Source organism: Methylocaldum sp. RMAD-M (assembly GCF_017832375.1).
Classification (GTDB): Bacteria; Pseudomonadota; Gammaproteobacteria; order Methylococcales; family Methylococcaceae; genus Methylocaldum.
The window spans coordinates 1-20,059 of sequence record NZ_JAFIBZ010000033.1 but is presented as its reverse complement, the minus strand read 5'-3'; the positions used below and the strand labels follow the sequence as shown (position 1 = coordinate 20,059).

At 58.4% G+C, this 20,059-nt stretch carries 15 protein-coding genes and 1 pseudogene; 4 read left to right on the top strand and 12 right to left on the bottom strand.

Going from position 1 to position 20,059, the window contains the following annotated elements; translation table 11 throughout:
- Nucleotides 1-2: 2 nt before the first annotated feature.
- From JOD69_RS21155 to JOD69_RS21145, 3 genes are all read right to left on the bottom strand, one after another.
- Nucleotides 3-2,693: an efflux RND transporter permease subunit gene (locus JOD69_RS21155; protein WP_086133276.1), complete on the bottom strand. Its 2,691-nt coding sequence runs from the start codon at nt 2,691-2,693 to the stop codon at nt 3-5.
- A 21-nt stretch (nt 2,694-2,714) separates the two neighbouring features.
- The gene (locus JOD69_RS21150; protein ID WP_086133277.1) at nt 2,715-3,833 is read right to left on the bottom strand and encodes a DUF1302 family protein; all 1,119 of its coding nucleotides are present in this window, start codon (nt 3,831-3,833) and stop codon (nt 2,715-2,717) included.
- Nucleotides 3,834-4,199: 366 nt separating this feature from the next.
- Nucleotides 4,200-4,838, bottom strand: a complete 639-nt coding sequence (locus tag JOD69_RS21145; RefSeq protein ID WP_166642483.1) for an outer membrane lipoprotein-sorting protein — start codon at nt 4,836-4,838, stop codon at nt 4,200-4,202.
- Nucleotides 4,839-5,640: 802 nt separating this feature from the next.
- On the opposite strand from JOD69_RS21145, the pseudogene JOD69_RS21140 reads away from it, so the two are divergent.
- Nucleotides 5,641-6,102 (top strand): annotated as a pseudogene (locus JOD69_RS21140) (IS5 family transposase); the annotation flags it as partial.
- A gap of 29 nt (nt 6,103-6,131) precedes the next feature.
- On the opposite strand, the gene JOD69_RS21135 reads toward JOD69_RS21140, so the two are convergent.
- The 3 genes from JOD69_RS21135 to smbP form a co-directional block, all read right to left on the bottom strand.
- The gene (locus tag JOD69_RS21135; protein ID WP_240502647.1) at nt 6,132-6,368 is read right to left on the bottom strand and encodes a type II toxin-antitoxin system PrlF family antitoxin; all 237 of its coding nucleotides are present in this window, start codon (nt 6,366-6,368) and stop codon (nt 6,132-6,134) included.
- Nucleotides 6,293-7,429, bottom strand: a complete 1,137-nt coding sequence (locus tag JOD69_RS21130; RefSeq protein ID WP_077732392.1) for a Fic family protein — start codon at nt 7,427-7,429, stop codon at nt 6,293-6,295. Before JOD69_RS21130 ends, JOD69_RS21135 begins: the two co-directional genes overlap by 76 nt.
- A 707-nt stretch (nt 7,430-8,136) precedes the next feature.
- Nucleotides 8,137-8,496 carry a small metal-binding protein SmbP gene (smbP, locus tag JOD69_RS21125; RefSeq protein WP_077732383.1) on the bottom strand — a complete coding sequence of 120 codons (360 nt, stop codon included), beginning with the start codon at nt 8,494-8,496 and terminating at the stop codon, nt 8,137-8,139.
- Nucleotides 8,497-8,861: 365 nt separating this feature from the next.
- Here smbP and rnk point away from each other — a divergent pair, with 365 nt between their 5' ends.
- Together rnk and JOD69_RS21115 are read left to right on the top strand one after the other, a co-directional pair.
- The gene (gene rnk, locus JOD69_RS21120; RefSeq protein WP_077732384.1) at nt 8,862-9,275 is read left to right on the top strand and encodes a nucleoside diphosphate kinase regulator; all 414 of its coding nucleotides are present in this window, start codon (nt 8,862-8,864) and stop codon (nt 9,273-9,275) included.
- Nucleotides 9,276-9,364: 89 nt separating this feature from the next.
- A complete protein-coding gene (locus JOD69_RS21115) occupies nt 9,365-10,078 on the top strand; it encodes a class I SAM-dependent methyltransferase (protein ID WP_077732385.1) in 714 nt (237 codons plus the stop codon).
- A gap of 281 nt (nt 10,079-10,359) precedes the next feature.
- On the opposite strand, the gene JOD69_RS21110 is transcribed toward JOD69_RS21115, so the two are convergent.
- Nucleotides 10,360-13,536: a cation-transporting P-type ATPase gene (locus JOD69_RS21110; protein ID WP_077732386.1), complete on the bottom strand. Its 3,177-nt coding sequence runs from the start codon at nt 13,534-13,536 to the stop codon at nt 10,360-10,362.
- A 453-nt stretch (nt 13,537-13,989) separates the two neighbouring features.
- Between JOD69_RS21110 and JOD69_RS21105 the strand changes: the two genes are divergently transcribed.
- Nucleotides 13,990-14,751, top strand: coding sequence for a beta-phosphoglucomutase family hydrolase (locus tag JOD69_RS21105; protein ID WP_077732387.1), 762 nt, complete (start codon nt 13,990-13,992; stop codon nt 14,749-14,751).
- Here the strand turns inward: JOD69_RS21105 and JOD69_RS21100 are convergent.
- From JOD69_RS21100 to JOD69_RS21080, 5 genes are all read right to left on the bottom strand, one after another.
- Nucleotides 14,748-15,644 (bottom strand): universal stress protein, encoded by an 897-nt coding sequence (locus JOD69_RS21100; protein WP_077732388.1) that lies wholly within the window; start codon nt 15,642-15,644, stop codon nt 14,748-14,750. The two genes, JOD69_RS21105 and JOD69_RS21100, sit on opposite strands and share 4 nt — an antisense overlap.
- Nucleotides 15,641-18,010 carry a glycoside hydrolase family 65 protein gene (locus tag JOD69_RS21095; protein ID WP_210024223.1) on the bottom strand — a complete coding sequence of 790 codons (2,370 nt, stop codon included), beginning with the start codon at nt 18,008-18,010 and terminating at the stop codon, nt 15,641-15,643. The genes JOD69_RS21100 and JOD69_RS21095 overlap by 4 nt, the downstream gene beginning before the upstream one ends.
- 274 nt (nt 18,011-18,284) lie before the next feature.
- A complete protein-coding gene (locus JOD69_RS21090) occupies nt 18,285-18,638 on the bottom strand; it encodes a BON domain-containing protein (protein WP_077732393.1) in 354 nt (117 codons plus the stop codon).
- 360 nt (nt 18,639-18,998) lie between these two features.
- Nucleotides 18,999-19,871, bottom strand: a complete 873-nt coding sequence (locus tag JOD69_RS21085; RefSeq protein ID WP_210024222.1) for a hypothetical protein — start codon at nt 19,869-19,871, stop codon at nt 18,999-19,001.
- Nucleotides 19,868-20,059, bottom strand: a 192-nt coding sequence (locus tag JOD69_RS21080) for a hypothetical protein (RefSeq protein WP_210024221.1), incomplete at its 5' end; no start/stop codon positions are given. The genes JOD69_RS21080 and JOD69_RS21085, both read right to left, overlap by 4 nt.

Here is a 20,059-nt window from a genome sequence, read left to right as displayed (position 1 = left end):
CGTCAATTCGAGTTTTCACCCATGCGCCCGGCTGGACTCGCGGTGAACACGGTGCCCCCTCCGGCACCAGCGACCGGCGGGTGCCCTGTTCCGGCATAGTCGGCATCCAGGGCAGTGAACTCGCTGCGCCCGGCGACGTCGGCGGCGGAAGGAACGGGGTGGCCATGGCCGCCCATCCCCGGGTCGCTTTCGCTCGCCCCGGCTAGCCCGGATTTCTCGCACCCCTTCGTCGCGAGGTCGTCGAGACGCCGCTGTGGCGTGCCGCACGGACCGAGCGGCGGCGAAGGCGTAGCCGACTCTACGTCGAGCCGGCGCGAGGGAGTACGGTGCGCCACAGCGAGTGGATCGGCGTCCGCAGTAGGAGGGGTGTGAGAAATGCGGGCTAGGAGACGGCGCGGCTTATCGATCAGGGACAGGACGGCCGGCGTGATGGACAGGTCGGCCGCCAGGGCGACGACCAGGAACAAGCCCACCAGCAAGCCCTTGTAAACGTTCGGCATGAAATCGCCGAACAGAAACACGCAGAACGCCAGAACCAGCACCGCCGTGGTGAAGGTGATGGAAATGCCCACGTCGGAGAACGCCTCCCCGATCGCCTCGCGCGCGGTGTGCCCGGCCCGCCGCGCCTCCCGGTAATGGCTGAAGAAATGGATGGTGTCGTCGACGGCGATACCGTAACCGATGCTCGCCACCATGATGGTGCCGATGTCCAGGTAGATGCCGGCCATGCCCATGAACCCCAGGGCAACGAGGACAGGCAGAAAATTGGGCAGCGTGCTGGCGAGGCCCAGCAGCCAGGAACGGAACAGCAGGCCGATGAGAACGGTCACCCCTACCACCGACACGGCGAATGAACTGATGAGGCTGTCCGAGACATTGTTGCCCATGTTGGTGTACAACACGTCGCGGCCGGTGAACTCGACCTTTACGTTCTTGAGATTCTTGGCCGCCCAGTCGCTGATGATGTCCATGTTTTCGCGGCTGGCGCGGGTCGGGACCAGGGCGCGGATCACCGTCACGCGGCTCGCGGAATAATCGACGTTGAAACGGTCGTTGATGTCCTGACCCACCGGCACCGAGAGGCTGTAGAGGAACAAATATTGGGCGATCGAATCGTTGTCATCGGGAAGGGTATGGAAACTGGGGTCGTCCTCGTGCAGGGCGCGATTGACATTGCGCAGCACGGTGGACAGGGAGTAGACGTTGCTCAGCCCGCCCGGCGCTTCCTTGGCCAGGTACTGCGTGAAGGCATCCAGGTCGCGCATATACTCCACGGTCTTGATGGAATCCGGGCCCTTGCCGCGTACGACCAGTTCGTACACCGCCCCGCCCGAGCCCTTCTCCTCCAGGAAATGGACCGATTCGGCGAACCAGAAGCTGGAGCGGAAATAGGACACCGGATTGGAATCGACCGTGAGCATCGGCAGGAAAGCCGCAAAGATGCCGATGAAGACGAGCCAGCCCAGGACCACCTGCCTGCTGCGGTGTATGGACGCCCAACGCAGCCGATCCAGAAAACCCTTGAACCACTCGGAATCGAAGACGGGACGCGGCGTCTTTTCCGGGAAGAAACTCAACAGCGCCGGCAGCAGGGTCAGAGTCAGGAACAGAATCAGCAAAGTGCCGCAACCGGCCTCGAAACCGAACAGCTTGAGAGGAATGATGGTGGCCGTTAAATAAAAGGAGAAGAAACCGATCGCCGTCGTGACCGAGGTCATGACGATCGCGCTCAGATTGATCCGCAGCGACTCCTTGACGGCGTCCCTGGAATTCAGACCGTTGCGCTTGGCTTTGACGAACATCGCCGCCATATGGACGCAGCCCGCCACGGCGATACCGATGAGCAACTGCGGCGTCGTGGTGGTGACCACGTTCAGTTTATGGCCCACGAGTCCGGTAAGGCCCATGGCGCCGATCACGCTCAGGAGAGAGATGCCGAGGGACAGCAGGACTCCGAGGATCGAGCGGAACAGGATGAACCACACCACACCCAGAATGACCAGCAACAGCGGGACCAGGAATCCCATATCCTTCTGCGCCACCTGGTCGAAAGCCTGGTCGGTGATGGGACCGCCGGCTAGGTAAAACTCGTAGCCGCTCCGGGCTTTCTCCTCGTCCAGGATTTGCATCAACTGGTTGTAGACCTTCGCCGGCAACTCGGGCGTCACGGCGACCGGCGCGATGCGCGCTCGAATGATGCCGACTTTCCGATCCGGGGAGATCAGAGAACCGGTCACCAGCGGGTCCTGGTCGATATAACTCCGGGCTGCCGCGATGCGCTCCGGGGTGACCGGCTTGTCGCTCGGGAACAGGGCCTCGGCGCTGAAGCCTTCGGCATCGCCCCGCAACGCCTGGAAGTTGGAAAGCGAATCCACCCGGATCACGCCGGCTACGTGCCAGAATTTGTCGGTAAGACGCTGGATGGTTTCGAGGGGCTTCGGCTGAAGAATCCCCTGCGGCTCTTCGAACGCCACGACGAACATATCATCGTGGCCGAACTCCTTGACGAAAAGATCGTAGCTTTTTAGATAAGGGTCCTCCTCGTCGAACCAGATGCGATAGTTCGAGTCGAAGGACAGCCTTCCCAGAAACCCGCCCAGAAAGACGATCACGGCAAGGCTCGCCACGATCACCCAGATCCGGTTCCTGATGACCCAGTTGGCGTAAGCCGTTACCAGTTTCTTCTCACGCATAGCATCCCGCCGAAAATTGAATTAAAAACTGTATCTCAGCCGCACCCGAAAGGCGCCGTCACCGTCTTCGTCCTGATCCGGGAAAACGAAAAACCCGAAAGAGTCCGTATACGTCACCTCGAACCGGAGCTGCTCGACGATGTCACGGGCATATCGGGCTCGCACGAGCCAGGTGCCGGCCGGCTTGAAATTGTTTATGGCCCCGACCTCGAACTCCTGGCGGGCCAGGTCGTTGACCGTCAAACGAAAACCGGTGAAAAGGCTGTTCTCGAGTATCTGGAATCTGACTTGCCCATCACCGACTTTCCCGAAATATTCGGTAAACAGCGTCAAATCGGATAGGCCGACAATCGCGGGAAAGGTGTATTCCAACCCCGCGGTGTAAAAGAATCCCGGCGCAAGCAGTTCGGTCTCGGGAAAGCGATAGAATCCCTCTCCCTTGACGATCAGGCTCTCGATAACTTTGGTGAATTCAAAACCGAGGCGGTTGGATTTGTAGGGGGTCCCGATCAACTTCGTCCCCGCCTCGTTCATATCGAAAATCGGCAGCCTTTCGATGACGTTCGCCCAACTCAAGGCAAAATCGAAGCCGTCGCCTGCATAGAAGTAGCGGATCGCCCACTGGTCCTCGAATCGTTCCGCCGGTTCGCGAATCGGAGCACCGCCACTGAGACTGTAGAAGTTATCCGGCCCCGGAAAGCTGTCGGGAATGTAGTAGGGAATCGAATACGCACTGATATCGCTGTTATCGAATTTCCAACGGAATAGAGCCGCAGGTATACCGATTTTGCTCGGCTCGATCACATCGTCCCGAAAATCCCTAGGATTGAGTACGTCTATTCGGTTTACGCTCTCCATCTGGCCCCAGGTGAAAATCTGATTTCCAATCCTAAAATCCCAGTTTTCTGTGCTGTATTCGACCCACGCTTCGTTGAGGCGAATAGTATTTTGTCGATCATCCATGAAGTCATAGCGAGCAAACGGCGCTATAGCGGCGCGCCAGTTTTCTCCAATACTTACTTCCGATCGAAAGTCGAGTCGTAATGCGTGATTCTGCTCGATCTGCCCAGGAAAAAGAGGCGTTTCAGGATACTGATAAGTCTCGTAATCGAAGCTGCCGGCAATATTCAGCTTTTCCATCCAAGAACCGACCCCGGATAGACCTTCTGAACTGGTTTCGTCCTCACAAAACCCAAATTCCGGTGACAACATCAAATAAAACCCCAAAGCAGTTATCAGCAGCTTTAACAAGAATGCCCCTAATTAGATTCAAGACTTGCACTTCCCGAAAATGCCTAGCGAACTGGCATAGTCCTTTTCGAGTAAAATGGAGTTTCAGCTATCCGATGATTTTTTGTTAAGTTTATTCCCGGTCTAAGGGTTTCGGCGGATACCAAGTTATCTTAGATAAGAACAAGGAAAAGCGATCCAATCATTAGGTAACTAACACCCACCTGAGTACGACTATATTTGTTTTCCGGTCTATGGAAATGCCCAACCTTTATTTCAACGCGGCGATTCAAGCCCCCGAACCGTAAACATGCTCGCATCGGTGGGAATTTTCAGCTTGATTTCGTCAAAGCTAAGCGTTGATGCTTTCTTGGTTTGAACGTTTCTGACCGTAATTTTTTTGGAGCGCCAGATTCCCTCAACTTGGTGATGCCCCTCAAGGAAACGCTCTTTGATAAGCTCCCCTTTTCGATCGAAATACTGGCTTTTTGCCTCTTGCAAATTGTCCTTATAGCGCCATCTAATAATCTTCGAATATCCCGAGTTTGAGTTTTTCGGCGTCCGCTCCATGACATAGCAGTCTTTTCCATCAACCGTATCGTCACCGAGATACTTGAAGTTGTACTTTTCGAATTGACGGACTACGAGATCTTCATAGGCAAATTCAGACCCCATGAAAGAGCCGCTTTTGTTGGAGGATGCAATCCGCTTGGCCCGCTTGAGTGCCGGCAAGTACAGCCATTGATCGTCGTCTTCGGCGCCCTTTTCATAGGTAAGCAGAGCGGTATCCTTGATATCCGGCGGAAAAGAGAACCTTACGAGTGTCTTGTCGTGCCTATCCGGTTCCTCATGCCCCCAGAAATCCAATTTCCTCTGGGATTCCTGGCCTTCCGCATTGATCAGGGTCAAGGTCATCTTTCGGAATTCGCCGATGTAGCCGGCCTGGATTTCGTCCGCCTTCCGCTCGATATCGAGCGCCTCGATACCGGGCGTCGGCGGGCGCATATCGGCATTTGCGAGCATTGAATACTGAAGGAACAGAGTTCCTGACAGAATCAAAAGAATTCCGCGGATAAAACTCGAAACCGAGTCAGAACGGGCGACGTGAGCCCAATTGGCAAATAACTTCGGAGTGAAGTTAAGCGTACGATTTTCGATATGGCTCATACTGACACTCTTGTAAAAAAACGGTTTCTTTGTATATAGATGTTTTCACCAAGCGCCAGTCCAGTTTTTAAGGGCGGAATATATTGGTGAAGCTTCGACACTATAAAGAGGAATTGTTACAAATTTGATAGTGTTATTGTTGCAGTTTGATGTAACGATGATCTGACTTTGAAAGGACAGCCCAAGCTAATACCAGCAGTTGGCGACGAAACCGGTGAACACTAGGGCGATGTTGGGATACGGACTCTAAGTAATCGGAATTGCAATCCGGCGATTTAAAACGGAACCGCAATCCAATTGTCATTTAATTTAAATATGACGCGAGTATTAAGGAACAAAAATAGTATTGAAGCCAACGTTACGAAAACTGCATGGCGGTCAAATTATTCGTCACAAAACTATCACAAAGCCAGGTATAGATATTTGGATCAACGAGACGCAAGAACTGATTTTGATATTTCTGCCGATATTTTTGATTTCTGATTCTTAGGGAATCTCTGAATAAATCGCCATGGCAAGCTTGCCCCAGGCTACTTGGAGTGGTGACTTGATAAAACAAGCCAGCTTTGCCTCGTTGACGTTTGATGCCAAGAAAAAACAGACCCGGCGGGAGAAATTCCTGGCCGAAATGGAACAGGCGGTGCCTTGGGACGCGCTGTTGGCGGTCATTGAGCCGTATTTCCCCAAAGCTGGGCGTCGGGGTCGTCAGCCCATGCCACTGGAAGCGATGTTGCGGATCTACTTTCTGCAGCAGTGGTATGCGCTGTCCGATCCGGGCATGGAAGACGCCTTGTACGAGATTGAGTCGATGCGGCGGTTCGCCGGGCTGGAACTCGTGGAAGACGCGCTGCCGGATGAAACGACCATCCTCAACTTCCGTCGCTTGCTGGAGCGGCACGAGTCGACTGCCAAGCTGATGAACACCACCAATGATGTGTTGGAACAAAAAGGTCGTTTGCTCAAAGGCGGCACGATGGTGGACGCGACGCTCATTCATGCCGCCCCGTCGACCAATTTGGTTTTATTCAGCGGTTTCCTAGCTCAATCAAGCTCCCGAACCAGCGATCGGACGCGGCGAACCAGGTCAGTATCGACCGTCTGCAGCCGTTCTCGACGGGCTGCGATATCTTGGCCGAGCAGATTCAGAAAAGCGGTTTCGGCGGGATCACTGCTTGTGGTTTTGTCGTCGTTCAGGGATTTACTCATGTGCGATCGTCCACCAGCGGTCCGCTCAACTCGTAGCTGGTGCTGCGCCCGCCCGCTGCGGACCTGCGCAATACGCTGCGTGCCAACAGTTCGTTGATATCGCGTAAGGCCGTGTCCTGCGAACACTTGGCAATCGCCGCCCACTTACGGCTGGTGAGCTTGCCTTCGAAGCCGTCGAGCAACCGGTTGAGCAATTTCACCTGTCGCTCGTTCATCGGCGTGCCCGCGAAGCGCTGCCAGAAGCGCGCCTTGGTTATTACAGCATCGAGAGCGAGCTGCGCCTGATTGACGGCTCTATACAAGGTGTCCAGGAACCAGAGGAGCCACTTGGTAACATCAAGTGTACCTTTCTGGGTGCGCTCCAGGATGTCGTAGTAGGCTGTGCGTTCCCGCTGAATCTGCGCCGACAGGCTATAGAAACGCTGCGGGCTGCCGTCGGCGCGCGCGAGCAGCAGGTCGCCAATGGCACGGGCGATACGACCGTTGCCGTCGTCGAATGGATGCAAGGTGACGAACCACAAGTGAGCGAGTCCCGCCTTGATGAGCGGCAGCTCGCCGGTTTCGCCATTTAACCAGCCGAGAAAACGTCCTGTCTCGCTTTCCAGGCAATCCGCCGGGGGCGCCTCGAAATGCACCCGCTGGCGGCCGATGGGGCCGGACACTACCTGCATCGGGCCGCCGGCATCGTCGCGCCACCCGCCGACCTTGATCCGGGCGAGGCCGGAGTACCCGGTTGGAAAGAGCGCAGCGTGCCAACCGAACAATCTCGCCCGTGTGACTGGAGCATCGCGGTTGGCCGTGGCGTCAAGCACCATCTCGACCACACCTTCGGCGTGACGGTCCACCGGAGCCAGGGCACCGATGTCTACGCCAAGACGGCGGGCGATGGAGGATCGGACAGACTCGACGTTGAGCTGTTCGCCCTCGATCTCGCTGGTCTTGACCACATCCTCGGTGAGCGCAGCTAGGCTGGCCTGGTCACGCAATGCCATGCCAACATCGGCCAGACGTCCCATCAACAGCCCTTGGGCGCGACTGACGTCCGCTAAAGGACCAGCGAGCACCACTAGGTCATAGCGCCATTTGGGCCAATCGTTGGCTTGCCAGATGTAAGTGTAATCTCCGCTTTGCATGCGGCGATTATGGGCAGCATTCTCTGCAGATGCAAGATATTCGATGCATTTTATGCGGAGATTGAGGGCGTTATTCTCCACAACCAGGCTCGTCGGCTTAGTTGTTTCTCTGGTTCTGGAAACGGGTTCGATTCTGTATTTGCGAATTGAATCGGATCAGTAGGCAGTTTCGGGTTGGCAGCGAATAGTGTTAGAGCGTTTTAATCTCGCTCGTAGGGCAAAACAGTCCTGGCAGGAGTCGTTGGCGCCTTCGGCCAGGATAGATCGAATCAAGCTTTCGTAGGTCGGCAATCCTTTGCCGACGAACCCGTTGCGTCGGGAATGGATTCCCGACCTACGCGCGAATGCCCGTACACTAAGTATGAAAATGCTCTAAGTACATTCCGCAAATATTTGTGGAATCTCGACAGATTGGCTTGATTGGCGGGGTTGTCCTGCAGGTTGCCTATGCTGCAAGACTTCCCTGAATGTACTTAGCCCGGAAATGCAGCCCCGCGAGGTACCTTTTCTACTCAAGAAATTCTTGAAAAATACCGAAGGCGGACTTCCCTTTCAGAAAAGCTTCCGTGTAGGCTGCGGCGAACTTCGGCGGGATACGCCAATTCGGTACGGACTGTAACCAGTGCCACGAACGAAGACTTCAGAGCAACGTCGGCGTTTTGAATCACCGCCGACGCGCCCGTGATAACTCGTCGCAAGCTACCGGTTTATCCACCGAGCCCGCTTAGTACCGCATCAAGATATTCAACCGACTCTTTAGCCTGTTCGGTTGCTTTTTTCACATCGCCTGCTTGGCCTTGACTAATAGCACCTTCCAGACTTGTGGCAGCCTTATCCAGATCAGCAAGCGGTTTTTCCTTCTGCGCCATTCTGACATGGTCCAAGCCGACCTGGGCATGTTGCACGAGTGCCTTCGCATCGCCCTTTTCGCCCTCCGTCACAGCCATGGTCACATGCTGGCGTGCTTCTCTTACGTGTTTTATGTGTTCCGGCTCCGTTTGAGCAAAGCCTACGCCACTCAAAACGAACGTCGTCATCAAGGAAATAGCCATAATGATGCGTTTCATGTTTCACCTCATAATTCCATTTCCGATTTCCAATCGGCACAACTTTTAGACAATCGTGGCGTAAGCGGTACTTCACCGATAATCATCGGCCGGCGGCCGATGGTATTAGGCACGATGACGCTTTCCGATCGACCGAAACGAATTTTGCATTCACTCTTTGGTGAAATAACTTGTACCCGCAGCCTCCAACGCGGAACGACTACATCGTTCGCGGTCTCAATATTTATGTGGAGACCACATTCGCGCGTATGCTGAAGGATCGGGCCGGCCAGGAGTGTCGGTGACGCAAGATACCGCTTTTTTAACGATTCGCCTGTTCAGGGCGCTGATTCATCTATGTTGCTCCGGATGACGAGGACACATCAATGGAGAGAAAGCCCAACATTATCGTTTCGTCAACGGACTTGGAACGGCTGGAAGACCTGCTCGATTCGCTTCCGGCAGAAGCTTTCCCCGGTAAGGCCGATTTGCAAGCGGAGCTCGAACGCGCCGAGGTGGTCGATCCGCAGAATGTGCCGCCGTCCGTGGTAACCATGAACTCGACGGTTCGCTTCACCATCGAGTCGACGGGACAGGAATTTTCCCGGACACTGGTCTATCCCAAGGATATCGATACCAAAGGGGACAAGATTTCCATTCTCGCCCCGGTGGGCGGCGCGCTGCTGGGCCTTTCCGCGGGGGACCAGATCGAATGGCCCAGTCCCGGGGGCGGGCTTCTCAAAGTGCGTATTATGGAAGTCGTCCATCAGCCGGAACGCGCCGGTGAACCTCATCGCTGACAGAAGCGATCAGCTTCACAGCTTTACGGATGCTCTCGTCACCCGTACGATCGATCAATTGCATCATCGGATTTGAAAGGATAGCGTGAATGGCTTTTCACCTCGATCAAGTCGTTCCGTGGGGACGCTCTTTCGCCGAATATGTCGCCATGTTTGCATTGAAACCGCACGAACTCGGAAGAAGAATACTCGGCTGCGGAGACGGTCCCGCCAGCTTTAATGCGGAGCTGACGGCACATGGCGGCGGGGTGGTCTCGGTCGATCCGCTCTATCGGTTTACGGCACGGGAGATTTCCTCTCGCATAGACGACACTTTTCCCCTCGTGATCGAGCAGACACGCAAGAATGCCGACGAATTCGTCTGGTCGCATATCCGCTCCGTCGATGAACTCGGCGAAATGCGCCTGCGCGCCATGCGTGCGTTCCTGGCGGATTACCCCGAGGGACAACGCGAGGGACGGTATATCGACGCCGAGCTTCCGTGTTTGCCTTTTGCCGAGCGGTCCTTCGACCTCGCATTGTGCTCGCACTTTCTGTTTCTCTACAGCGCTCATTTCGACGCGGCATTCCACTTGCAGTCCCTGCGCGAGCTTTGCCGCGTGGCAGCGGAGGTCCGCGTCTTCCCCCTGCTGGAACTCGGCGCGGTCAGATCGCGCCATCTCGACGGCGTAGTGGCGCAACTGACCACCGAAGGTTACCGGATCGCGACCGTCAAGGTGCCCTACGAGTTTCAGAGAGGCGGCGATGAAATGCTGATCGTGCGATCCCCGGACACTGACACGCGCGTTGCGGATCGCCGATAGTTATTCCAAATCGCGTTCAATCAGGCATTCATTTTGTAGGATGGGTAGAGCGAAGCGAAACCCATCGATGGTAGGTTAGGCGCACATCAGCACTGACCGACCGCCGATCACCGTGCTTCGCGTGCGCCGTAACCCACCAAGCGACCTCGGACCTGTCCTGAGCCAAGTCGAAGGGTCGGTGGGTTACGCGGAGCCTGTCCTGAGCCTGTCGAAGGGCCTGTCCCGAGCGGAGCCGAGGGGCTAACCCGCCTATGTAATGTTCACTCGAATGCCGATCGGGATTAGAGGCTATCGGGCGGGCCGGTCCGGCGAACCATCAGCGACAGGATCAGATAAGCGATTCCCAAGACGACCAGCGTCGTGCTCGCCGCGAGCAGCCAAGGAAGGTGCCATGGTTCGAACGGATACAGCGGCGCGTGCCAAGCGACGGCCAGAAGCAGCGCCGGAATCAGCAATTTCAGCGCCGTCAACGATCCCTTATTCGCTTTGATGCCGAGCAGTGCCTCTACGATCAACACCAAGGACAACAAGGCGGCGAAAACCGCGAGAACCATTCCGATAGTCGTAATCGGACCGACTTGGGCACCCGCCGCCAAGGTGTAAAGGCGTCCCGAAACCTCCAGCAGCTGCCAAAGCAGGACAAGCCCGAACAGGCCGGCCAACACCGCAGCGGCCCGATCCCAAAGGCGCGCCGGTCGGATCTCCGGCGCCACGGGCCGCACGGGCTTGCCCAATACCGGTTTCCCGAGCCGGCGAACGACCGCTTTTTCCAGCTCGACGACCAGGAAAACCGCCAAGGCCGCGCCGGCAATCCGGAGCCACGCTTCGCCGCTCAGATCGCGGGCACCGAAGGCGCTCTGCATGAACGGCGCATAGGTGAACACCAACTGCAAACCGATCAATATGACAATGGCCAGAATGGCGTATCGATTGCCGAACCAGGCGCGCAACGAAAGGCTCGGAGCCAGGAAGAAGCGGCTGTTGATCAGATAGACCAGTTCACCGGCAACCAATGCGTTGACCGCCGCGGTGCGCGCCAACTCCACCGACGAGCCCTGGCCGATTTCCCATTTGTACAGTCCCAGGGTCGCTCCGACCAGAAGCAGCGAGACGTAGGCGATCCTCCACAGCATGTAACGCGTCACCAGCGGTTCGCGGGGCGGACGCGGCGGACGTTGCATCAAATCGCCTTCCGGCGGTTCGAAGGCCAGGGTCAGCGCCAGAGTCACTGCCGTCACCAGATTGATCCAGAGGATTTGCAGAGGGGTGACGGGTAGCTCCGTACCCAGGAGGATCGCAATGATGATCACCCCGCCTTCGCCGCCGTTCGTGGGCATGGTGAACAGGATGGTCTTGCGCAAGTTATCGTAAACCGTACGCCCTTCCTCCACGGCCGTGGCAATGGTCGCGAAATTGTCGTCGGCCAGCACCATTTCGGCGGCTTCCTTGGCGGCCTCGGTACCCCGCTGCCCCATGGCCACGCCGATGTCGGCGGCCTTGAGCGCCGGGGCGTCGTTCACGCCGTCGCCGGTCATCGATACCACGTGGCCTTCCTCACGCAAGGCTCTCACCAGGCGCAGCTTGTGTTCCGGACTGGCTCGCGCGAACACCTCGACCTCCCTAGCCTGGTTCCGCAGAGCCTCGTCGTCGAGCTTCTCGATCTCCGCGCCGGTCAATGCCCGCGCGCCGTCGCCGATGCCGAGCTGCGTGCCCACCGCGCTGGCGGTCGCGGCATGGTCGCCGGTAATCATCTTGACCCTTATGCCGGCACTTTGGCAGCGGGCCACGGCATCCACCGCTTCCGGCCGCGGCGGGTCGATCATGCCGACCACCCCGAGCAGGGTGAAGCCGCCTTCGGTGTCTTCGAAGGTCAGGGATCCGGGCGGTTCGGTCAAAGGCTTTATGGCGAGCGCCAGAAGCCGCTGGCCGCGGGCGGCGATCTCGGTCGTTCTTCGGTGCCAAAGCGCGGGGTCGATAGGCTCGTCCTGTCCTTCGCGGCGCTGCCGATTGCAGCGTTCCAGCACGACTTCCGGCGCCCCTTTCAGGAAGATCAATCCATGGCCGGAATGGTCGCGGTGCAGAGTGGCCATGAAGCGGTGCTGCGATTCGAAAGGGATGGCGTCGATGCGCGGCAGGGCTTCCTGCTCGAACGCGGGATTCAATCCGGCCTTGTACGCCAAGGTCACCAGAGCGCCCTCGGTGGGGTCTCCTTCCAGGCGCCAGGTTCCGTCCTCCTCGTGGAGGGCCGCGTCGTTGCACAGCAGCCCGGCACGGGCCAGATCCAAGAGGTGGGGCAAATCCGCCGCGAATACTTCGGCATCGCCCCGGCTGAAGCCGCCCTGCGGACTGTAACCGGCGCCGCTCACCTGAATTTCGTCTTCGGCCGTCGCCAACGTCTGCACGGTCATTTCGTTGCGGGTCAGAGTACCGGTCTTGTCGGAGCAGATCACGGTGACCGAACCCAGGGTTTCCACCGCCGGCAGCTTGCGCAGGATGGCGTTCCGCTGCGCCATGCGCTGCACGCCGACCGCCAATGTGATGGTGACGATAGCCGGCAAGCCTTCCGGGATCGCCGCGACCGCCAGGCTCACCGCCGCCATGAACATCTCTTCCAGCCCTAGACCGCGGGTCAGCCAGCCGAAAGCAAAAGTCGCCGCGGCCGAGCCCAAGATGATGGCGGTCAGCCACCGGGCGAACTGCTCGATCTTTTTGAGCAGCGGCGTGACCAAAGCGCCGACCTCCGCCAGCATCGTGCTGATGCGGCCGATTTCGGTGGCCGTGCCGGTGGCGGCCACCACGCCTATGCCTTGTCCGTATGTCACTAGCGTGCCGGAATGAGCCATGCACAGCCGATCGCCCACCGGCGCATCGGGAGCCACCGGCGCCACGGATTTCTCTACCGGCACCGATTCGCCGGTAAGCACGGCTTCGTCGATGCGCAGGCTTCGGACCTCGACCAGGCGCAAGTCCGCCGGCACTTTATCGCCGGATTGCAGCAGCACCAGGTCGCCCGGCACCAATTGTTCGGCCGGAACCGTCATTCTGCGCCCTTCCCGCAGCACCGCGGCGGAGGGCGACAACAGGTTTCGCACCGCCTCGATAGCCGCTTCGGCCTTGCCCTCCTGAATGAAGCCGATAAAGGCATTGAGCACCACGACGGCCACGATCACGGCGGTGTCCACGTAATCTCCCAGCAGCAGGGTGACTGTCGCCGCCGCGAGAAGAACGTAAATCAGCAGATTGTTGAACTGCGACAGTAGCCGCAGCAGGGCGCTGCGCTTGCGGGCCGGCGGCAGGCGGTTCGGGCCGAAGCGTGCCAGCCGCTCGCGGACTTCGGCTTCGGAAAGCCCATGCCGCCGGTCGGTCTCCAGGCGTTCTATCGACTGTTCCGCCGAAATATTGTGCCAAGCGGTGACTTCACCCGTCTTTTCCGGCGAATCGCTGGTCGTATCACTCATCAGGTGCTCCTTATTATTGGAATTATCCTAGAAACGGCAGTTGGACGCGTCCGAGTGTGCGGCGGGCGGGACGGCTGGCAAGGCGCGACGCCGCCGCGGGGCCGTCCCCCGCAAGAAGGAGCAACGCCGCCAGGCGGCCCGCCCGCCGTGCAATCGGGTGCGTAGCGGCCTCACCTAAACGGTGAAGCGGATAGAAGCGGTGACGGTTAAGACTTGAAAGGCTATTCTGGTGCATCGAAGCGGTCAACTGCCGTTTCTAGGATTACCGGTCTGCGGCGCGGCCTGCCGTCGTTCTACCCAGAGTCCGGTGCTCGAACAGTTTGCCGCCCAAGACAATGCGATTCAATTGTCGTGCGGCACTTTTCCGGCGCACACCGCTTTCTTGTCAGATTTCCCATTGCCTGAGGTCCAATCGATATACGGAAGTTTTTTCGAAGGCACTACGGAGGTGTTATGAATATCCGCTCATCCTCGCACGCGATCACGCGGAGAGATTACGATGCCGTCATCTTCGACTTGGACGGCGTGATCACGCAAACGGCGACGCTCCACAAAATCGCGTGGAAGACTCTTTTCGACGACTTTCTGCAGCGGTACGCGGCTCGTGTCGGAGAGCCCCAGCGTAGTTTCGATGCAGATTCGGACTATCGGCTTTACATCGACGGCAAGGCTCGCTACGACGGCGTAGCCGCCTTTCTGGCCTCGCGCGGCATTGCGCTTCCCTACGGCGAGCCCGGCGATGGATCGGACCGGGAGACCGTCTGCGGGCTCGGCAACAAGAAGAACGTCCTCTATCTGGAACTCCTCCGGAGCCGCGGTGCCGAGATCTATCCATCGAGCGTCGACCTGATTCATGAACTGAGAGCGAAGAAGTTCGCGACGGCCGTCGTGTCGGCAAGCCGGAACTGTGCCGAAGTCCTGGAGGCGGCGCAGTTGAGCGACTTGTTCGATACGCGGGTCGACGGGATCGACTTGGAACGAATGCGTTTGCGCGGCAAACCGGAGCCGGATTCCTTTCTCGAGGCCGCCAGGCGGATCGCCGTTGAGCCACCCCGCGCGGTGGTTGTGGAAGACGCCATCGCCGGAGTCGAAGCAGGTCGCAGAGGAGGGTTCGGCTGCGTCGTCGGCGTCGACCGAACCGGCCATGCAGACGCCCTGAAAACGGCGGGGGCGGATATTGTGGTGGCGGACCTCGTCGAACTGAGCACGGACTAGAACGTCCTCTCGCCCGATCGGGGATGAAAAGGCAAGCCGGATTGTTCGCGGCTCTCTGGCAAAACCAGGACCGGGCATGGCGCATACTGGAGCACGTAGCGCAGGGTGAGAGCGCAACGCGGCGCCAGTTCGCCATGCCATGACAGAACGATCAGATCGGCCCCGCGACTGTGGGTGAAGCGCACGATCTCGGGACCGGGCTCGCCGCGCGCCATGAACATCCGAATTCCGCCCTTAACCGGTTCTCCGGACAAGTATCTTACCCGCTCCAGAAATTCCTGTGCCCAGGCGGGCCATTCATGCTGGGGCTGATCGACATATTGGGGTGCGGTCAATGTGCCAGGTTCCTGCGGCGGAGGGGCATGTGCACCGGACACATGCAGGACCAACAAACTGGCGCCAGTGCGCCCGGCAAGCGTGATAGCCGGACCCAGCGCTCGGGCGGTCTCGGGCGTACCATCCTGGGGCAGTACCACTTGCCGAATGCGCCACGGCGTCGGCTCGCGTTCCGGCGGCACCAGCACGACCGGGCAAGGCATCTCCCGAAGAACCCCTTCGGCAGTGGAATCGAGCCCGGTATCGGGCATCTTCTTGCCCTCGTGCATTGCCATGACGATGCATAGGCTGCGCCACTCCGTAGCCGCACGGACAATCCCCTCGGCCGGCTGCCCTTGCATCGGGGCGATGATGGCATGTTTGAGCAGTGCTTTCAGGCTGGGAAATTTCTTCTTCAACTCCGGAAGAGAACTTGTCGGCCATTCGGTTTGCACAACGCACGGGGTTGCCTCCGCGAGTTGGATGACGGTCTTCGCGACCGGCAATATGGCAGCGGACCGGGACGTTGTATCGAGCGGCAATACGACTGTGTTCCTTTCCGCACGCTCATCGCTCATGTTGAAACCTCCTTCCAGACTCCTTCAACCAGTTTCCAGCGAACGCGCTGGCCGGATACGAACCGCGCGGGCGACGCGTCCCCTACCTGAATTACCACGGGCTCGCCCGACTCCGCGACGATTTCGACGGTTTCGGGCCTAACGTCCACGTGCAGGCAGACGCCCCGCCAAACCAACCGAAAACGGAGCGCTCGCCACTCTTGCGGACAGTGGGGCGTAAAGCCCAACCCGTCCGACCGCACGCTCAATCCCGCGAAGCCGAAAACCACGGCCTGCCACAACCCACCTAGCGCCGCGGCATGAACGCCTCCCGCTGCGTTTCCCATATTGTTGGTGAGATCGATTTCCGAGGCCTGGCGGAAGTAGCGCATGGCGGTTTCGATATCGCCCAGCCGAGCGGCCACGGCGGCATGAATGGACGGACTCAGGGAGCTTCCGTGGGAGGTACGCGGCTCGTAATAGCGGAAATTGGCCTCACGCGCCTCGGGCGACCACCGGTCCCAGAACAAATAGATCAGCATTACGACATCGGCCTGCTTGACGACTTTGCTCAACTGCGTCCGCTCTCGCCCGAGAATCATATCCATCGGCAAGATACGGGGACCGTATCGGGCGAGGTCGATGTCTTCCAGTTCGAAGTACCCCTTGAACTGCTCGAACAGCGCTGTCTTCGGATCGAACCCGGTATACATTCGCCGCGCCAAGTCCCGCCACGTCTCGGGTTCGTCCTCGTTTACATCGAGGCGGCGCGCAAGCTCCAGCCAGCGATCCGGCCACCGATCGGCGACGATGCGCGCCGCCTCTGCGGCACGTTCCAGGTTCCATTGCGCCATCAGGTTGGTAAAAGCGTTATCGTCCATGCCCTCGTGATACTCGTCGGGACCGATGACTTCCCGGATGTGATAGCTTCCATCCTCCTCCAAAAGGCCCCGGCTCGCCCAAAATCGTGCGGTTTCGAACAGAATCTCCGCACCGGCTTGCAAAAGAAACGCCTCGTCCGCGGTCGCCTGCCAGTATTGCCAAACGGCATAAGCGACATCGGCGCTGATATGGTGCTCCAGCACGCCGTTGAGAATGGGCTTGATCTCGCCGTCGGGGGTTATGCTGTAACCCGGCGTGGTCTCTTCGCCGGTGTAGGTCGATTCCCAGGCGTACAGCGCTCCTTGGTAGCCCAGCCGACGCGCCTTTTCCCGTGCGGCCGGTAAAGTGTGATACCGATACATCAGGATTGCCCGTGCCGAAGGGGGATGGGTGAAAATGTAGAAGGGCAGCATGAAGATTTCGGTGTCCCAGAAGACGTGGCCTTTGTAGGCTTCGCCGGTCAGAGCCCGAGCACCGACGGAAACCCGCTCGTCTTCCGGGTTGGCGGCCCCGATCAGGTGATAACATGCGAACCGCACGGCCCTCTGCAATGCCTCGTCTCCCTCGATTTCGACGTCGCTTTCCCGCCAGCGCTCTTCCCAAGCCCGCGAGTGAGCATCGATCACGTCTTCCGGAGCGGAATTCAACAGCCTCCCCAAATGGTCCGCAGCCATGGCGGCCGGTCGCTCGGCCTCCCGCGAGGTGTAGATCACGACCAAACGGTCGAACCGATAAGTTTTCCCCGGCTCGATATCCAGCTCCCAGGACTCGACGCGTCGGTCCGGCAGCGGTTCGACTTGCGGCGGGACGACCTCGCCGCCGATCCGCAGTCGGCCCGCGGTAGCGACCACGACCTTGATTTGCGTGGTTCGCGTGCACAGCTCGAGCAGATAGGGCGAATCGGGGCCAATTTCCGAAGGCGGACAGGGTTCTGGCGTTAGACGTACCCGGCCGGGACGTTCGACCTCCGGTTCGGTCAGCGCCCGGAGATGAATTCGGGGAAACTGGTTTTCCGCGTTCAGTTGTATGCACTGAAAGAGAACATGCCGGTCGGCAAGCGAAGCCAAACGGCAGGCACGTACGTGAATCAGCCCTTCGTTCCCCGCCCGGTAGTCAAATTCGCGCCACAGAATACCGTGCCGCATATCGATCACGCGGCGGTGCCAAAGGTAACCGCCCTGATCGAGACGGAACTCCTGTCCGCCGATCAGCAAGCTCAGCTGCATCCAATCGGGAGCCGCGGCGAGTTCCGGAACGGGATCACCTTGGGCGGATGAATCGGTGTCGTAAACTCCAGCGATGAACGTTGCGGGATCCGACAATGGGCTTCCTTCCGCGAGAGACGCGCGGGAACCGACATAGCCATTCGAAACCGCGAACAACGACTCGATTTCGTGCTCCCGCGCCAGATTGAAACCCTCTTCCTCGATTCGCCATAGCGGATCGTCCGTGGGACCAAAACAGGAAGCACCTGTTCGTGCCGTGTTAACCCGGTGATCTTTCATGACGAGAAGAAAGCGGAACACCCAAGAGTATGCATGCGCCGAACAGGCCTATCCGGTTCGGCTTTCGCCCAGTTTAAGGATGAATGCCCCGTCGGCGATTCGATCCGATGTTGACGAATTAAGGCGGAGATCCGCCCCATGGAGTAAAGAGAGCGCCGACCGCCACGGCGGTCGGCGCTCCGAATGACTGCCGGGACGGGAATCCACCGCCGATGGACCGTCATCCGATCCAAATCGACTCTCGATGCTGTCCCGTCCCGTTCTACTTCAGCCCTCAAGGAGTCTCCTTACGGCCTACCCGGATGTCGTTCTTGACATCTTTAACGCCCTCGACGCCACTGGCGATTTCTGCCGCCCGCTCCTTTTCGGCCGCGCTGTCGACGAAACCGCTCAGCTGCACGACACCTTTGTTGGTTTCGACTTGAATGGCGAGGCCGCTCGTGCTCTGATCCGCCAGCAATGCCGATTTGACTTTGGCGGTAATCGCCGTGTCGCTCATGTATCCCCCGGCGGTTTCGGCCAGAATCGAGTCCATCGGATCGTCCGGCGCAGCCATGACCCCAGATCCGAAATAACCGGCAACGGCGATAGCCACGAGAGATGCTAAGACGGATTTGCGCGTAATCATGATCTTGTACCCTCCTTGGGAATCAGAAAATACTTCCTTTCGGCTGAGGCTGACCCGCCGAGATTTTCCCAAAGGGTATGCCCTACCCTTTTTTCGCGATCGGACAGGATTTGGCCTCATTAAAGGTACGACAGCGAATTCGTACGAAAAATCATGGCTCAAACGATTTTTTCAGCCTGGAAAGGCAGTTGGATACGTAGCGGCTTAACCCAAATGGCAAAGCAGATAAAAGCCGGGACGGTCAGGATGAACAGGCTATTTTCTTGTCCACTGAAGCGGCGTCGATTTCGGATGGCTGCCGATCGATCGGCAGTGGCCTCATCTTCTGAAATTTCGCCTCTAGTCCGAATCGAATCGGCTTTAGAACGCGAAAATCATGCGCCAGACCGCCATCCACTCCGTAGGCTGACCCGGCAGGCGGGATGGGCCGGCTCCGAGTTGAAGAGTGGCGTGATCCGTGAAGTCCAGATGCATCTGCGGCATCAACAGATAGCCCCAGCGCGATGCGATTTCATTGTCCAGTTCGATGCCCAACGTCACGCGATCGGAGACACCGTAGAACCAGCTCGTATTGACGATACCTGCCAATTTATTGCGCCGATCGATACCGGACCATCTGAGCCCCGCCATGTTGAAGGTGCTGAACGCGTGGTCCCAGCGATAGCCGGCGAGATAAAGAGCGTCGGCGGAATAGCCGTCGTGATGCCGGTCATAGCGCCCGATGGCCTGCCAACCGTGAATGAAGCGGCGTCCGAACAGCGTTCCCAGAGTCCCTTGTACCGCCAGCTTGTATTCGGCTATCGATAGGTTTTCAAAAGGAAGTTCGAATTCCACCGCCAAGCCGTCCCGGACCGCATATTCCAGTTCCGGTGCCCAATCCGTTTCTCCGTTTCTCAGAGAGTGCCCCGCCAGAACATTGGTCTCGAACTCTCCCTGCTGCACGCCCAGCGGCCTGACCAAATCGAACACCATCGGCTCGGGAATGTGAGGCCTCTCGCTGCTCAGAGCGGCATCACCGTTCTCCCCGTCTTCGAAGATGTTTCCGTAAGCCCCGGAGGCAACCATTAGCAAAACGAATATCGAAAGCGTGCCGCTGCAAATCGGAATTCTCGATCGCCGTAATGCCGGGATCAGGCTCGAAACCGCTATCGTCGCACGACTTCCGATCCAAGGAAGCCGACCGACCGGCTGGTAGTCGATCCGCTGTCCCCGACCGTTTTCCTCCAATTTCATAAAACGCCGACGGGGATGGCCTGCTTTGGTGGTATCAATCCGGAGTTGCCATTGAGGTTCTTCAGTTCCACGGTGATATTGTCGTCCGAGGCCGCGGCCACGAAGTCGTGGATGGTTTCGAGGATGTCCTGATCGATGAATTGCGCCCGCGTGGCATCGATGATGACATACCCGTTTTCGCCCACCCG

Excerpts from the sequence above, each read along its gene's own strand:
- JOD69_RS21150 (WP_086133277.1), bottom strand. The coding sequence starts at position 3,833 with ATGGAAAAGCTGAATATTGCCGGCAGCTTCGATTACGAGACTTATCAG.
- rnk (WP_077732384.1), top strand. The coding sequence starts at position 8,862 with ATGGAGAGAAAGCCCAACATTATCGTTTCGTCAACGGACTTGGAACGG.
- smbP (WP_077732383.1), bottom strand. The coding sequence starts at position 8,496 with ATGAAACGCATCATTATGGCTATTTCCTTGATGACGACGTTCGTTTTG.
- JOD69_RS21085 (WP_210024222.1), bottom strand. The coding sequence starts at position 19,871 with ATGAAATTGGAGGAAAACGGTCGGGGACAGCGGATCGACTACCAGCCG.
- JOD69_RS21100 (WP_077732388.1), bottom strand. The coding sequence starts at position 15,644 with ATGAGCGATGAGCGTGCGGAAAGGAACACAGTCGTATTGCCGCTCGAT.
- JOD69_RS21115 (WP_077732385.1), top strand. The coding sequence starts at position 9,365 with ATGGCTTTTCACCTCGATCAAGTCGTTCCGTGGGGACGCTCTTTCGCC.
- JOD69_RS21105 (WP_077732387.1), top strand. The coding sequence starts at position 13,990 with ATGAATATCCGCTCATCCTCGCACGCGATCACGCGGAGAGATTACGAT.
- JOD69_RS21110 (WP_077732386.1), bottom strand. The coding sequence starts at position 13,536 with ATGAGTGATACGACCAGCGATTCGCCGGAAAAGACGGGTGAAGTCACC.
- JOD69_RS21090 (WP_077732393.1), bottom strand. The coding sequence starts at position 18,638 with ATGATTACGCGCAAATCCGTCTTAGCATCTCTCGTGGCTATCGCCGTT.
- JOD69_RS21095 (WP_210024223.1), bottom strand. The coding sequence starts at position 18,010 with ATGAAAGATCACCGGGTTAACACGGCACGAACAGGTGCTTCCTGTTTT.
- JOD69_RS21155 (WP_086133276.1), bottom strand. The coding sequence starts at position 2,693 with ATGCGTGAGAAGAAACTGGTAACGGCTTACGCCAACTGGGTCATCAGG.
- JOD69_RS21145 (WP_166642483.1), bottom strand. The coding sequence starts at position 4,838 with ATGACCTTGACCCTGATCAATGCGGAAGGCCAGGAATCCCAGAGGAAA.
- JOD69_RS21130 (WP_077732392.1), bottom strand. The coding sequence starts at position 7,429 with ATGCAAAGCGGAGATTACACTTACATCTGGCAAGCCAACGATTGGCCC.